Below are 15,203 nucleotides of genomic sequence, written 5' to 3' on the forward strand. Positions count from 1 at the left end.
TTTATTATGTGTTAAATCAAACTACTTAATTTAAACATTGGCAAATACATTGCAATGAGTATAAAACCAACAAATACACCAATGAAAATAATAATAAACGGTTCCATAAGATTAGATAAGGTCTTAGAACTGTTTTGAACTTTTGAGCTGTATAACGTATTTAATCTACCAAAGATATATTCACTTTGATTCGTTTCTTCAGCAACTTTTACTAATGCTATCATTCTATTATCAAATAGTTTATGCTTCTCTAGCGAACTACTCAATGAATTTCCTTGAATCACATTGGTTTCTATGGCATTAAGTGCCTTGGTAAGTGGATAAAAATCAATCATCTTTTTGACCAAATTAATACTATCTACTATGGGTACTTTTGATGCGGTAAGAAGCATCATCGATTGCGTGAACTGTGATAAATAAACTGTTTTCATAAAATTTCCAATAAAGGGTATTTTAACAAGTATAGCCGTTTTTATTCGTTTGTACCATTGTTTATTCTTTACAAAAGCACTTAAAACAAGAACACTTAAAATACCAATAAGGAACAACCATCCATAAGTTTGAATTAAGTTTGATAGTTTAATCACAAACAAAGTTATGGCTGGTAACTCTACATTTTGTTGCTTAAATATATCTTGAAACATAGGCACAACAAATTGCAACATAAAAATAACAACCAATATAGCAGTGCTTAATATGATAACAGGGTAGGTCAGTGCGTTTATAAGCTGTCTGCGTTGCTCATTTTTTTTTGCATAAAACGAACCTAGTTGCTCTGTTATTTCAGCTATACTACCTGTTTCCTCGCCAATTTTTATCGAATGATATTCATAATTTGAAAATTCTTTATAAGTATTGATCGCTTCTGAGAAGCTAAGTCCTCCAATAATACGTTGAAGAATATCATGTAGAATCGCTTTTGTACGTTTATCCTTTTGTGAACTACTAATCAGCTCAAGCGCTTGCTTTAATGTAATACCAGCATTAATCAAAACACTAAGCTCAGTATAAAAATCCTCCTTGAGTTTATTAGAAAATGGCTTTTTAAGAACCACTACTTCTTTACTTAGCATCACTTCAATGCTATTAATAGGCTTACTATTGCTATCTCGATTTTGCTTTATTTGATCTAATTGAAATGCCATTAATTCATGAACTGTGTTGCATCATTTTTTTTATAAATAAAAAGATGTTGATTTCTATGTTTTTTTGATGACCCAAATCGGATTGCATCAATATTTCCATTTGACACTTCATTACCATCAAAAAAAAATTGCTTATGTACAAACTCGATATGAAAAGTGTCGGTTGATCTTGTAATAAAATCAGGCTTTAAGTAGTAAACCATGGAGTCTGAATCAGACTTGAATAAGAGCTTATTTTCAGCATTTGAATATGATAACTTATTATATCTATTTATATCTATCCAAAGTGATTGCTCTAGTTGATTAAGTTGTGTTGTGCTTTTTAAATTCTCTTGTATAGACCACATATGACGTTGTACTAAAGTTAAAACTGTAAAAGCCATACCAATAACGATACTTGTAATAATAATTGTGATGAGCATTTCATTTAATGTATAAGCATTAACTTTTGATTTCATTGGTTATGAATTATTGATTCTACGAGCTTTTTTGTAGCTAGATTCTCTGCAGAGAATATGATTAATTCTAAAGCATCTTGTTTTCGGTTTTTCACAGAAAGTATCCAATCTCCATATTCATCTTGATAGGGTATGCTAATTTTTTTATTAATATATAAATACTCCAATTCGTTAAGCTTAGATGCAACAGCTCTTGTATCATTCTTGATGACATTATTAAACAAGTTGTTCAAGATGAAACTAGAAACCACAAAAATGACTATAATTAAAACAGTCGCTATTAATGTTTCCATGAGCGTAGATGCCTTAATCTTTTTTAGTAAAGCCATTTTGCTATCTTTTTCTTACTAGTCTCACTTGGTGCTCCAACGAATTGTTTTGTCAATTTATTGATATTTATTTCAGCATTATATAAGTGATTTTGGTACGTGGTTCCTTTGTTTTTTACAATAAAGTTTTTAGCGTATACTGTGCCAAAAACATGCCCTTTCAACTCCATATTTTGTTCGCAATACACCTCGCCTTCAATTTCAGCATCAGTATCAATCCTCAATTGCACATCATAGTTTATGTTTGATGTTTTTCCTAAACACAAAACACTTCCTTTAACTTTTGATGTAGGTTTCATCTCTAAAACATGAGCCTCATTTTCTTTCTCAGCCGAAAAATCTTTAAATAAAACTAATGAAGATGGGTAGTCTAATATCACATTTTCAGAAACTGTAATGCTTTGACTCGCAAATGCTTGCAACGTTCCTTCGAAACTGTTCAGAATATTTATAATAGGCGCTATTAGAATTACATCATTTAATTTAGCTGTTTCATGAACGCTGATTTTTGTATCAGATCTCACTACAATATGACCACAAAGCTCAATATCGTGCAATATGATATCAGCATCACTATAAGCTAGTAACATTGAATTGTTGAACGAGTTGGTTTGCTTTTTTGTAGACTCTAGATTTAAAAACTCAGTAGTGTTTTGATTATATGGAGGTAGCGCTATTAAAGATTCTATATGTGTTATCAAATCATCTTTTAGCTTAGGAAATTGTTGACTTACTAGGATTTTACCATTAACTAAAGTTGATCCATAATAGGAATGACCTGATATGTGACCCGTCTTGACGCCACGTTTTGGCAAGTAGACGAGTCCTTCAATCTTGGTGTCACCTACCACAACCAAAGGGTAATTATTATCTTTTAAGTAAAGGCTTATTTTAGGCTCTTCTTGTTGACTACCTACTAATGCTATTTTACTGAACGTTTTACTTTTTAGTTCTGTTTTGGCAGTCACTTGTTCGAAAACACCCCAAAACGTTTTTTTTACTTTGAGGGATTTATAGTCTTCACCGTATAATGAAACATCAGTTAATTTGTTTAAGTCTACAGGTTGGGTTAATGCATATTGAATGCCTTTATCTGTTAATTTAACCATTTCTATCATATGGTTAGTTTGCAACTTAAATTGTTTATGCGTATGCAGTAATATGATAAAGGATGACAGTATTAAAGCTATTATAATAACAATAAAAATCACCAACTGCAATGCGCCTGCCCTTAGTTTTTTCATGACTGATTTTTTCGCTTAAACATTTTTTGCTGCTTATTGAAACGAAGCATGACAGCATCATTATTGCCATACAACAGTTTAACGTCGTTTTTGATCTGCCCTTTTTTAAATAAATATTGCTTACTATTGATGGAAATAACATAGACGTTTTGTTCTCGATTACTATGCTTTATCATACCTAAATATTCTATAAGTAACCATGGTGTAGTTTGACTTTTAATTTTGGTAATTTTTGATTGTGATCTTTTCCTCGTGACTATTCCTAAAAAAGGATCTTTGTCTACGGGTTGGATTGAAAACGTATCAATTTTTGTATCTACTTTAAATTTTTTTATAGGTGAATAATTTTGTTGCTTTTGTTCAGGTAATTTAGGATTTATACCAGTAACTATTTTATAACCAATTATTCCCCAAACAGAGACTACAAGAACCAAAAGTATGTATGTCTTTTTTTTATTCTTCAATAGTTAAATTTTGTGTAGTATATTGAGTTTCAAAAGCAAAGTTTACTGCTTTTACACGCCACTGATATGAGTTTTCAGGAAGTGTTTTTGTGAAATTTGGAATAGATATTATAGTGTCTTCTACTATTTGAATAGGGTTCTCAAAATCAGGTGTAGCAATTTGTAATTGATAGTTATCACCATACACTAATGGCTGCCATGCAAAATTAATTGTGCTCATTTGAATGGTAGAGTTGTTGCTTGGTGCAAGTATAATAATGCGAGCTTCAGAGATGTCTTCTACCTCAATGATATCTTTGCAGTTATAGGCTATGGCAATTAGTAACAATAAGGGTATTACTTTTTTTAGCATCTTATTTTATATCAAATTGTTTTGATATAAAATTACTGACTAAGACTTAATATCAGATAAGGTTAAAGCTTAATAAAACTAAGGCTATTGCTTAAGTATTTTGAACTTTCTTGCTAACCTTTATAGTTTTCTGGAGAAAAGTCTTTAACCGATTCAATGTTATCGATCACCGTATTTAGATTTTGCATAAGATTAAGCGCTCTACTTGATTCTTGTCTGTCCATTTCGAATTTAGTTAGACAACCAGGACAATCTTGACTCTTAGCATAAAGTAAGCTTTTTAATGTTACTTCGATGAAAAAATTACAATTTGGGCAGTTAAATCCGGATTTTTTTTCAGGTTCTTTCATAATATTTTGTTTTAAGTTTTTAGATGATAGTACACTGCTATTTTTGAAGCTTTTGCAGTCTTGAAATAAATAAATCCATTCTGTTTTTTGCCTAAAGGATTTATTTTGTAAGTAGAAAATGTAAATGTCACTTTTCCTTTTTTATTTGTTAAGGCTTTTGCTTGACCCAAAGCTGGATTACCCACTAAACTTCCTTTTTTTATACGTATAGGATGAGAAAAAGTATCATGTAAATCAGCATCAGTATCTGAAACAACAGTAGCCACTATAAGACCATTCTTTATTGGTTTTTTGTCCTTAGTAAGAAAAACATCAATAGAAACCTCTGTTTGAGTTGCTGAAAATTGAATTTTATTTTGTTTGGTATCTAAGATATAAACATCTTTTCCGCTGCCATTTGTAGCATCTTTGAAAAGGTTTATCATTTGTAAGATGCCAGAAGGTAAATCTGTAGACTCTACCTCGATAGAAGCTTGCATATTGGTTGAAAACTCGTTCGTGTATGTTTTATTAACATCAGTATCGTTATCTCTTTTCGATATGTTGCCCTCAGTAGGACCAAGTAATACCAAAGTTTCAGCTTTTGTTTTGTTGGTCTTTATTTGGTTTAAAATATTGATTCCAATATCAAATTTTGCTTTTCGGACATTTAAAAAAGGCATGGTTACCAAAGAAAGTACAGGAATATTTACAACCATTTTTTGTTCTACACCACCATTATTATACTTATAACTGAAGGTAAGCATTTTTGGGTCTCCCAATTTATCAGGATCTTTTATGGGATCAGGTCCTTCTTCAAAACCAAATTTTTTAATAAAGTTAAAAGCAGCAACAGATGCATTGATGTTTGCATCAACAACTGCATCTACTGGTATTTGAATAATGCGCCCAAAAGTAAAGACATTGGTGTAATCAACCTTAGTAATCAAGTTTTTAAATGTTCCTGAGTCATCATTCATGAGGTCTTATTTCAATGTTAATATTCTTGTTTTTAGATTAGAGTCTTTATCATGATCATGGTAAGCACTTTCAAAGTTTCGCATCTCTACATGGACATTAATACTACATACAATATCTTCAGTAATATCGTTTAATTGATTGATATCAAAAACAGCTTTAAAATCAGATAAAGGAATTTCTTGTTCTCTCTTAGAACTAAATAGAATTTGATTGATTTTTTCTTTTAAATTCAATGCGAAAGAACTTTTTGCTAGCGCCTCTTTTTTGCCCCATCTTCTTTTTGGCAATTGTGCTAGAAAAGCTAACAGTATTTCTTTTTCTATAAGAGAAGCAATTGATTCTTCTTCTGCGTCGTCTTTTTCTGTTATATCGCTTTTAAAACGCCTTAAGTCAACGATTGGAATTTGTTTCAGCAAGGCCTTTTTTCGATCTTCAATAATCACATTGTAATTGACCAAATTATTTAAATAGAGTTCCCAAGTTTCTATAATTAAATCATTAATTTTTGAAATGGCATCATCTGTTAAGATGACGCCAATATCTTTTAATGCAAACTTCAACGCAAAATCAAAAGCCCTAATACTTGAATTAGGTATAGGAAAATATTCTAGGTTTGGCACCTTAGGATCATCACTAGAGTAATTTTCAGCCAGTTTTGCAGAGGCCTCATTAGAAGCATTTTGAGCTTCTAGTAACTCTAGCAGAATATATTCTACCAGTTTTTCTAATACAGAATTATCAGCCATTTGATTTTATGTTTTTATGTAACAGTTACAGGTATTTTTAACTCATTAGAACTATCGTTTTTCAACTTTAAGGTATAGTTACCAGTTGCAGGTGTAGCTATTGTTTCAATTTTAACATCAAAAGTTCCATTATTATTTCCAGAAGTTTTAGTGCCTGAAATTGATGTAGCTTTGAATGACGCAGCTGGATCATCATTTGCGGTATCACCTAAAATTTCAAAAGCTACCTTTTCGCCATCTACAGTGTTTCCTTCAAGATCTTTTACAGTTACCTTAATAGTTTCACTAGTAGTAGTTGAATTTAGGTTCAATGTACTCTTATCACTAGTTAACACTAAACTACCACCTTTATCATCTGGTATTAATATGGTGTAAGGTACGTTTGTTATTTCTTCTCTAACTGAAGATTCTCCTTCGCCATCTGAGATAGGAATATATGAAGTAACTGTAATGTTGCCTTGTTGGTCTTTGGTTAAACCTTCTTCTAAAACAAGCTCGAAAACAACAACTCCGGAAGTATCTGTTACTCCAGTTATTTGTGTTACAGGTGATGCTGTTGAATCAAATTTGATTTTAGAATTTTTGAAGCGCCTCATATAGGGTTTTATAACACGATGGCTAATGAGATGCTTTGTTTTAACTTCTTTATTTTCTTTCCTATTTTTACTATAGAGACTATTGCTGAGATGCTGTCTAGCAATTAGTATATCATTTCTAGTGTGCCCTCTTAAAATATTGATTTCTTTAAATGGAGAGTTAGCATCTAAATTTAATGCGACTTCTGTTCCAGATGCTAAATAACCTTGCGCATCTTTTACAACTATTTCTAAAGTGGCTTTATTAACGCCATCTATATTTACATTTTTTGGTCTAGTAACAATCATATCATCTGGTCCTACAGAAGTATTACTGCCTTGTAAGATACTTAATACTGTTTGTAATCCTGCAGGCATATCACTTTGTCCACCTTCAACTCTAACGTTCATGGTGTACTCTACAGAATACTTCGATTCTTTAGCAGCTTTTGAATGTTGTTTACTAGAGTAATTGGCCTTAGCCTTTACCTTAATAGAAAAAGGACCTATACCTAAGGATGCTTCTGCTTCCACATCAACACCTAACTCCGTATCACTTGAGGTTTCTTCAGTTGAAGAAGAAGATGCAGAAATATTTGCAATAAAATCAATAACAAAATTTGATACTTCTATGTTTGGTACAGTTAATATGACTAATAGGGGGACGGTCAATGTTGCTACTTTTCCACCACTATTATATTGAAAAGTAACATTTACTGGTTTCTTTTCGCCAGTATCGGGATCGGTTGTTAGACCTACTTCGTTAATAAACTCATAGGTTGTTTTAGCTGCCAAAGCCTGTGCCTTGATAATAGCATCCATTGGTCCTCCAATGAGAGAACTAAAGTCTAATGCATCAAGGGCATTGGTTGCAACTGTAGAAGGTGTTGTGTCTATTGCCATATTTAAATTATTTAATGGATTAATAAAAAGTTTAAGAATTGTTTAATCGAGTAAATCTTATCATGAGGTTTACTCATTTAAGTCAACAGGAACAAGATTTATATTTTGCTTTTTGCAAGGTTGAATAGATCTTCAAATTTGGAGTCAAACTTTGGACTCCACATAAAGCCAGGTTTTAACCTAGAGAAGAATGAATTAAGACCTATAGCATAATTTCCTCCTCTTTTATCAGAGCTATTCAAGTCACCTATCCATGCGCCTCCACTACAACCTTCGGTCATTGGATTATTCGACATTTCAATAAGACCTAATTTTGTTGATGCTACATCTCCTTTAACCTCTTTCATATATTCAGCATTACCATAATTTAAAGGATAACCAATTGATGTCCATTCTGAATATCGATTGTATGTTTTCCATCCTAAATAACCTGTTTTACTTTTTTTGTTAGTGACTAAAAAACTATAATCATAGCGGAAGGGTTCACTCTTCTTATTGTTTACCCATTTTTTTCTTGTAGTCTTTATTTTTACAGCAAATTTTTCGTTACCGCCATTTGCATAAGCTGGATAAAACATGATCTTATTAAACCATGCTCCAGTTGTGTGGTCTCTAACACAATGAGCAGCAGTTAATACAATTTGGTCATCTCCACAAAATTCTGCGCTGCCTGTGTAATCTTTACCGTTAGGTTTTGTGAAGAATAATTTTCCAGCACAACAAAAGGGTTGCTTAGATACATCTGCATCTTTGGGTGTGATATTAAAAGAGTCGTAGTTAAATTTTTTACCCTCAATAGACTCTACATCATCATTAGATTTTTTTTTCTGTTTTAGTTTAATTAAATCTTTTTCTGAAATTTCTAGAGCTGGGAGAGGAATTGCATTTCTCATTCGTTCTTCAGTCCAATAATCTTCAATAGCATTTAATTCGCTTTCATCTATAGATATAGAATCATTTTTTTGTTCTTTTTGTTCTTCCATGATTGATAAGTTTAAATTAGAGTGTTAACGTATGTGTTCTGGTATTTTTCTAATTAAATATCTTTGATAATATCATGAAATGAAAATCATATGTGTGAATGATATAAATTCTTTAGTGAGTGATACAAAATATTGAGTTTAAAGAATTTTAGATGTTCTTTTTTTTAAATTATTCCATCTTTTAATTTAAATTTAACTACCTTAGAGTGAGATAAATAAAACATAAAACGATGAGCCAGTCTTCAACCCCTTTACTGAGAGAAATAAACCTTGATTTTGATATCGATTCATTAAGAGAAGCTATAAAAAACACTGATATTGGTGAAGGTTCTTACTTAAATCCAATACCATTAGATGCCTTTGTTGTTAATGATATCAAAAGTTTTTTTAATATTGAAGAAGGTAATGGTTTTGGCGTTTTCATGAATTTTCAAGATGTTGAATTTCAACCAAAATGCCATTATTTAAAATTACAAAACCGAAATAAGTACCAAGAACATATCATGACTTTAGATGACTGGAAGAAGTATTTTCATGTAGAAGGACATTCAAAAATCATTTGTGCTCCAGATGGAAGCTTGTTTCTAAAACCACAGATTGATAACGGTGTTCAGAGTTTTGAAATTCTTAGTAAAGAAGGCAATACTTCAGCCACAAATAAAAACACTTATATCTCTTACACAGTTGTACTTTCTTTTTTTATTGAAGATAAAACCTATTATTTTAAGATTGACCCGTTAGTTAAGATTAGCTCAAAACATGGAGGAGTAAATTTGAATTAACATGTCTTAAAATATTATTTGCATGCTCAATAATACTAGGCAGTTTATTCTTTTATTTTCTTTAATAGTTTCTTTAAGTTTTTCACAAAACCGACATAAAGTGGATAGTTTGATTAAAACTCTCAATGAAACAGAGTGGTCAAAAAAAGAAGAGGCAATTTTATTAGAAACAATTTCATTTTATCACCCCAAATTAGATAGTGCTCTTTATTTTGCCAAAAAATCTTTGAAGCTTTCTAAAGAATTAAATGATCCAATTTTAAAAGCGGAAGCATTAGAAGGTATTGCTTTAATAGAACAGCGTTTAGGGAATGATACCCAATCTTTAGAAGCTACATTCGAAGCATTAACGGTGTATGAAAAATTAAACTTAGTTGAGCGTCAGGCAGCACTTCAAACACAGATAGCAACATATTACATTGGTGAAGAAGAGTATGTGTTAGCAATAAATTATTTAGAAAAGGCTTTTGAAATATATGAAGCGTCTGATAACAATATAAACAAAGCTTTAACATTAATAAATCTAGGCGAATCTTATAGGCTATCTAATAAAATCAATCAAGCAGAAGAAGCCTTTGACAAGGTGTTACAGTTAAATGAAAAACTTGATAACGATGTTATTTTAGGTTATAGTTTAGGAAACTTAGGAATAGTTTATTCTGACAAAGGCGAAATAGGAAAATCTAAAGAAGCACTTAATAAGGCCATTAAAATATTAACTGAATTAAATGATGATTATTCTGTTTCAATCTATCTTTCAGAATTGGGATTGATCTACAAAGACGAAAACAATTATGATCTTGCCGAAAGTAAGCTCATAGAGGCTTACAAAATGGCTGAAAAAGCAGGATTAAAAGAACAAATAAGAGATTTCAGCGCATTATTAGTTAATCTTTATGAAACTAAACGCGATTATCAAAAAGCCCTAATCTATCAAAAGGTATATCAAATCTATCAAGACAGCTTGGTTAATAAAATTAATATCAAGAAAATTGAGCAGTTAAAAGCTGGTTATGAAATTAATCAACGCGAATCAGAAATTAAAAGAATAAATGAAATAAGTAACAATAGAAAAAATATTGCTTTTGGCTTGGCTTTTGGAATCTTTTCATTAGCGGTCTTAATGTTTCTACTTTATAAGGCGTACAAAAAAATAAGAATTGTAAATAAAGACTTATCAAAACAAAAAAAGGATATTTCAGAGAGAGAGCAAGAAAAAGCATTATTATTAAAAGAACTGAACCACAGAGTTAAGAATAATTTACAAATGATCTCGAGCCTACTAAATTTACAGAGTAGTACAATAACTGATGATTCTGCAAAAGAAGTGATAGCATTAGGAAAAAATAGAGTAGAAGCTCTTTCTCTTGTTCATAGAAAACTTTATCAAGAAGGATTAGAGACCAAGGTTGAGGTTAAAACCTACGTTGAAGAACTCATTTTAAATCTACTACATGGGTACGCAACACAATTGGAGCCAGAATTTGATATTTCGCCAGTAAGTATAAGTGTTGATAAAGCAATACCATTAGCACTAATTATAAATGAATTAGTAACCAATGCCATCAAACATGCTTATATAGATATAGTTGATCCTAAGCTAAAGATTGTTATACACCATCAATACGATTACTTCAACCTTGAAATAATTGACAACGGTAAAGGGTTTGACCAAAAAGAAAGAGATAAAACCAATTCATTAGGACTTAAATTAGTTTTATCTCTGATAAAACAATTAGAAGGCACCTGTAATACGATTATCAATGGCGGAACGCATTGGGTCATTAAGTTAAAGATAGATGTAAAATGAGTAGTACTTCTTCTAAAATTAAAGTACTTATTGTTGAAGATGAAATAATTCTTTCACAAGACATTTCATTACGACTAAAAAACTTTGGTTATGAGGTTGTTGGTATCGCTGATAGTGCTTTCCAAGCAATCAATATATTGAGAGCTGTACGAGATGTTGATATCATTTTAATGGATATTATGATTAGAGGCGAAAAGGATGGTATTGAACTAGCTGAAATGATTAATAAAAGTTATGACATTCCATTAATTTTTCTCACCTCTCATGCAGATGTCAAACTTGTAAAAAGAGCAAAAGAAGTTAACCCTTGCGCTTATCTTTTGAAACCCTTTAACGATCGACAAATGGCTATAGCTATTGAATTGGCATTAGTTAATTTTTCTCAAAAAGCTCCAGAAAAAGATTTATTAAAGGAATATAAGTTTTCTAAAAATGAAAATGAAGTTTTAAAAATCAAAGATAGTCTGTTCCTTAAAAAGAATCATCGTTTTGAAAGGGTTTTGCTGAATGAAATTCAATTTTTACAAGCAGAAAATAATTATACAACCATACATACGAAGTTGGACGATTTTCTTTATTCAATGGTTTTAAAAAAACTGGAAATTAAATTACCAGTAGATCGATTTTTAAGAGTACATAGAAGTTACATTGTAAATATTCAAGCGGTTCAAGGTTTTGAAGGCAATATGCTTTTTATTAAAGATCATAAAATTCCTGTAAGTAAGAGCCATCAACAGAAAGTTTTTAAGTTGTTTAGAACAATATAAAGCTACTTCAAATAGAGGGTTAGTTTATTGTAATTCTGTCATAGAAACAAATAATGGGTATGATTATTTAGCTGTAGATAATCTTTTGCATTTACTTTTGAAGCCCAAAATGTAAGTGACATGAGTCTAAACCAATTTTTAGTAGTATGTGGTGTAGGTGTAAGTGGATAAATACTAAACTTTCAGAAGGAGTAACCCTTAACGTTTGAGGGATAATTTTTTTGCTCACATTTTAAAAACGTTTCGATGTAGCTATATAACCTTTATAAAGCTATTAATTATGAAACGAATTTTACTACTTATGCTATTGGGCATGTTAAGCACAATAGCAATTGCTCAAACCACATGGACTGGTTTAGGCGCAAACACAAATTGGAATAACACAGATAATTGGGACACCAACTTGGTGCCTACTGCTGCGGATGATGTTATCATTCCATCTGGATTTACGGTTATACTTAATGTATCTGGAACAGTTCAGTCTATAGATGTACAGGGTAATTCTACCTTCGAGATGAATTCTAGTTTTTCTTTTGCTGGAGACTCAAATTTTGGACCTAATACTACTATTAATTGGAATGCTGGTACTTTACTAGGTACTGCATTTACACTAACAAATCAAGGAGAAATGAACTTGTTAGGTAATAGTGGTAAATCTTTAGTTACAGGAACAATTCTAGATAATGAAGGAACTATGAATATTAGTTCAACTGGAGATTTGTTTATCAACGGAGCAAGTACAACACTAAATAATCAAGTTGATGGTATTTTAAATATGAAGGTAGCAGGAGGTAATATTACATGGGCTGGCGCACCAGGAGTTATCAATAATTTGGGAATGATAAAGCGGACCGACTCTACTGGAGAAGCCCAAATCATTACAACACTTAACAACACTAACGGAACGATTCAAGTAGAAGAAGGTATATTATCGTTTCAAAGTTCACCGAAGAGTTTTACAGATGGCACTTACAATGTGTTTTCAGGAGCAACTTTAGATTGGGATGTGCCAGTTACAATTTCAGGAAGTCTAGGAGGAACTTTAGATGGAAACATGAATTGGAATAGTAATATCACAGTTGCCGATGGTGATGCAGCAGATTTAAATTTCTCTGAAAATTTTAATTGGTTGGTAGGAACTTTATCAGGAGGCGGAACATTAACCAATAATGGTGCAATATCGCTATTAGGCAATTCAGCAAAGACGATTTCTGGAGAGACAACCTTAAATAACTTGGGAAGTATATCGATTATGTCTGCAGGAGATTTGTTTATCAACGGAGCAAGTACAATACTAAATAACCAATTAGGAGGTAACATAGATTTGCAATTTGATGGAGGTAATATTACATGGGCAGCAGCTCCTGGAGTTATCAATAATTTAGGAATGATAAAGAAGACTGTATCCACTGGAGAAGCCCAAATCATTGCAACACTTAACAACACTAACGGAACGATTCAAGTAGAAGAAGGTATATTATCGTTTCAAAGTTCACCGAAGAGTTTTACAGATGGCACTTACAATGTGTTTTCAGGAGCAACTTTAGATTGGGATGTGCCAGTTACAATTTCAGGAAGTCTAGGAGGAACTTTAGATGGAAACATGAATTGGAATAGTAATATCACAGTTGCCGATGGTGATGCAGCAGATTTAAATTTCTCTGAAAACTTTAATTGGTTGGTAGGAACTTTATCAGGAGGCGGAACATTAACCAATAATGGTGCAATATCGCTATTAGGCAATTCAGCAAAGACGATTTCTGGAGAGACAACCTTAAATAACTTGGGAAGTATATCGATTATGTCTGCAGGAGATTTGTTTATCAACGGAGCAAGTACAACACTAAATAATCAAGTTGATGGTATTTTAAATATGAAGGTAGCAGGAGGTAATATTACATGGGCTGGCGCACCAGGAGTTATCAATAATTTGGGAATGATAAAGCGGACCGACTCTACTGGAGAAGCCCAAATCATTGCAACACTTAACAACACTAACGGAACGATTCAAGTAGAAGAAGGTATATTATCGTTTCAAAGTTCACCGAAGAGTTTTACAGATGGCACTTACAATGTGTTTTCAGGAGCAACTTTAGATTGGGATGTGCCAGTTACAATTTCAGGAAGTCTAGGAGGAACTTTAGATGGAAACATGAATTGGAATAGTAATATCACAGTTGCCGATGGTGATGTAGCAGATTTAAATTTCTCTGAAAACTTTAATTGGTTGGTAGGAACTTTATCAGGAGGCGGAACATTAACCAATAATGGTGCAATATCGCTATTAGGCAATTCAGCAAAGACGATTTCTGGAGAGACAACCTTAAATAACTTGGGAAGTATATCGATTATGTCTGCAGGAGATTTGTTTATCAACGGAGCAAGTACAATACTAAATAACCAATTAGGAGGTAACATAGATTTGCAATTTGATGGAGGTAATATTACATGGGCTGGAGCATCTGGAGTACTAAACAATTTTGGTTTATTAAGACGATCTGAAAACACTGGAGTTGCTCAAATTTTTGTAGGCTTAAACAATTCTGGAATTATTGAAGTGGCTTCTGGAGAATTAGAAATAACAAGTTCAAGCCCTTTTGCTAATTTAGAAGGAGGAGTGATTAAAGGTATTGGTGTTTTTGATTTACCACTCGTAGCTAATTATACCAACAACGGAATATTCGCACCTGGATTATCTCCTGGAACATTAACTGTTCAAGGCGATTATACTTCAACAGCTACATCGCAACTTGAAATGGAATTAAATGGTTTAACACCAGACACTGAGTACGATGTACTAGCTATTACAGGAAATAATAATGTGTTTGAAGGTAGTGTAAACGTAATAATGGGTTTTGAAGGCACTCTTGGAGATGAATTTACTATCGCTACAACAACGGGTGCCATAACCACAGCTAATTTACAATCACCTATAGAAAATATCGATTATGATGGCAAGCGTTACACGTTTGAAGTATCGTACCCAGACAATAATAAAGTGGTTCTTACCATAATCGATAAGTTAGATATTCTTCCTCCAGACATAATAACACAAGACATTACGGTTCAGTTGGATGCTTCAGGAACAGCAAGTATTATGGCTTCACAGGTTGATAATGGGACTACTGATAACTGTACACCAACAAATGAATTACAATTCTCTTTAGATATTACAGATTTCACTTGTGCAGACATTGGCGATAATACGGTAACACTTACGGTTACTGACAATGATGGTAATTTTGCTAATGCTCAAGATACAGTAACGGTTGAAGATGTAATCAATCCAACAGTGGTAACGCAAGACATTACGGTTCAATTAGATGCATCAGGAA

Annotated in this window: 15 protein-coding genes; 4 read left to right on the forward strand and 11 right to left on the reverse strand. The window is 32.2% G+C overall.

Annotated elements, in window-relative coordinates; genetic code table 11:
• Positions 1-11: 11 nt before the first annotated feature.
• From Q0876_RS03150 to Q0876_RS03200, 11 genes are all read right to left on the reverse strand, one after another.
• Entirely contained in the window at positions 12-1,145 is a 1,134-nt protein-coding gene (locus Q0876_RS03150) for a type II secretion system F family protein (RefSeq protein ID WP_299223890.1), read from the reverse strand.
• Complete coding sequence (locus tag Q0876_RS03155; protein ID WP_299223892.1) at positions 1,145-1,603, reverse strand: hypothetical protein; 459 nt, start codon at positions 1,601-1,603, stop codon at positions 1,145-1,147. Before Q0876_RS03155 ends, Q0876_RS03150 begins: the two co-directional genes overlap by 1 nt.
• Positions 1,600-1,932: a hypothetical protein gene (locus Q0876_RS03160; protein WP_299223894.1), complete on the reverse strand. Its 333-nt coding sequence runs from the start codon at positions 1,930-1,932 to the stop codon at positions 1,600-1,602. The genes Q0876_RS03155 and Q0876_RS03160 overlap by 4 nt, the downstream gene beginning before the upstream one ends.
• Positions 1,920-3,176: a hypothetical protein gene (locus Q0876_RS03165; protein WP_299223896.1), complete on the reverse strand. Its 1,257-nt coding sequence runs from the start codon at positions 3,174-3,176 to the stop codon at positions 1,920-1,922. Before Q0876_RS03165 ends, Q0876_RS03160 begins: the two co-directional genes overlap by 13 nt.
• The gene (locus Q0876_RS03170) at positions 3,173-3,640 is read right to left on the reverse strand and encodes a hypothetical protein (protein WP_299223898.1); all 468 of its coding nucleotides are present in this window, start codon (positions 3,638-3,640) and stop codon (positions 3,173-3,175) included. Before Q0876_RS03170 ends, Q0876_RS03165 begins: the two co-directional genes overlap by 4 nt.
• Positions 3,630-3,992: a hypothetical protein gene (locus tag Q0876_RS03175; protein WP_299223900.1), complete on the reverse strand. Its 363-nt coding sequence runs from the start codon at positions 3,990-3,992 to the stop codon at positions 3,630-3,632. The genes Q0876_RS03170 and Q0876_RS03175 overlap by 11 nt, the downstream gene beginning before the upstream one ends.
• Positions 3,993-4,105: 113 nt before the next feature.
• A complete protein-coding gene (locus Q0876_RS03180; protein WP_299223902.1) occupies positions 4,106-4,342 on the reverse strand; it encodes a hypothetical protein in 237 nt (78 codons plus the stop codon).
• 11 nt (positions 4,343-4,353) lie between these two features.
• Positions 4,354-5,301, reverse strand: a complete 948-nt coding sequence (locus Q0876_RS03185) for a DUF2589 domain-containing protein (protein ID WP_299223904.1) — start codon at positions 5,299-5,301, stop codon at positions 4,354-4,356.
• 6 nt (positions 5,302-5,307) lie between these two features.
• Positions 5,308-6,048 (reverse strand): hypothetical protein, encoded by a 741-nt coding sequence (locus tag Q0876_RS03190; protein WP_299223906.1) that lies wholly within the window; start codon positions 6,046-6,048, stop codon positions 5,308-5,310.
• Between the two features lie 14 nt (positions 6,049-6,062).
• A complete protein-coding gene (locus Q0876_RS03195; RefSeq protein WP_299223908.1) occupies positions 6,063-7,526 on the reverse strand; it encodes a DUF2589 domain-containing protein in 1,464 nt (487 codons plus the stop codon).
• Between the two features lie 98 nt (positions 7,527-7,624).
• The gene (locus Q0876_RS03200) at positions 7,625-8,509 is read right to left on the reverse strand and encodes a hypothetical protein (RefSeq protein WP_299223910.1); all 885 of its coding nucleotides are present in this window, start codon (positions 8,507-8,509) and stop codon (positions 7,625-7,627) included.
• Between the two features lie 230 nt (positions 8,510-8,739).
• Between Q0876_RS03200 and Q0876_RS03205 the strand changes: the two genes are divergently transcribed.
• The 4 genes from Q0876_RS03205 to Q0876_RS03220 all read left to right on the forward strand — a co-directional run.
• Positions 8,740-9,291 (forward strand): hypothetical protein, encoded by a 552-nt coding sequence (locus Q0876_RS03205; RefSeq protein WP_299223912.1) that lies wholly within the window; start codon positions 8,740-8,742, stop codon positions 9,289-9,291.
• Between the two features lie 100 nt (positions 9,292-9,391).
• Positions 9,392-11,101, forward strand: coding sequence for a histidine kinase dimerization/phosphoacceptor domain -containing protein (locus Q0876_RS03210; RefSeq protein WP_299223914.1), 1,710 nt, complete (start codon positions 9,392-9,394; stop codon positions 11,099-11,101).
• Complete coding sequence (locus Q0876_RS03215; protein WP_299223916.1) at positions 11,098-11,868, forward strand: LytTR family transcriptional regulator DNA-binding domain-containing protein; 771 nt, start codon at positions 11,098-11,100, stop codon at positions 11,866-11,868. The genes Q0876_RS03210 and Q0876_RS03215 overlap by 4 nt, the downstream gene beginning before the upstream one ends.
• A 280-nt stretch (positions 11,869-12,148) precedes the next feature.
• Positions 12,149-15,203, forward strand: a 3,055-nt coding sequence (locus Q0876_RS03220; protein WP_367276630.1) for a beta strand repeat-containing protein, incomplete at its 3' end; no start/stop codon positions are given.

Source organism: uncultured Psychroserpens sp., assembly GCF_947503375.1.
Classification (GTDB): domain Bacteria; phylum Bacteroidota; class Bacteroidia; order Flavobacteriales; family Flavobacteriaceae; genus Psychroserpens.

Coding starts and splice junctions, on each gene's coding strand:
- Q0876_RS03150 (WP_299223890.1), bottom strand. CDS start 1,145: ATGGCATTTCAATTAGATCAAATAAAGCAAAATCGAGATAGCAATAGT.
- Q0876_RS03155 (WP_299223892.1), bottom strand. CDS start 1,603: ATGAAATCAAAAGTTAATGCTTATACATTAAATGAAATGCTCATCACA.
- Q0876_RS03160 (WP_299223894.1), bottom strand. CDS start 1,932: ATGGCTTTACTAAAAAAGATTAAGGCATCTACGCTCATGGAAACATTA.
- Q0876_RS03165 (WP_299223896.1), bottom strand. CDS start 3,176: ATGAAAAAACTAAGGGCAGGCGCATTGCAGTTGGTGATTTTTATTGTT.
- Q0876_RS03175 (WP_299223900.1), bottom strand. CDS start 3,992: ATGCTAAAAAAAGTAATACCCTTATTGTTACTAATTGCCATAGCCTAT.
- Q0876_RS03180 (WP_299223902.1), bottom strand. CDS start 4,342: ATGAAAGAACCTGAAAAAAAATCCGGATTTAACTGCCCAAATTGTAAT.
- Q0876_RS03185 (WP_299223904.1), bottom strand. CDS start 5,301: ATGAATGATGACTCAGGAACATTTAAAAACTTGATTACTAAGGTTGAT.
- Q0876_RS03190 (WP_299223906.1), bottom strand. CDS start 6,048: ATGGCTGATAATTCTGTATTAGAAAAACTGGTAGAATATATTCTGCTA.
- Q0876_RS03195 (WP_299223908.1), bottom strand. CDS start 7,526: ATGGCAATAGACACAACACCTTCTACAGTTGCAACCAATGCCCTTGAT.
- Q0876_RS03200 (WP_299223910.1), bottom strand. CDS start 8,509: ATGGAAGAACAAAAAGAACAAAAAAATGATTCTATATCTATAGATGAA.
- Q0876_RS03205 (WP_299223912.1), top strand. CDS start 8,740: ATGAGCCAGTCTTCAACCCCTTTACTGAGAGAAATAAACCTTGATTTT.
- Q0876_RS03215 (WP_299223916.1), top strand. CDS start 11,098: ATGAGTAGTACTTCTTCTAAAATTAAAGTACTTATTGTTGAAGATGAA.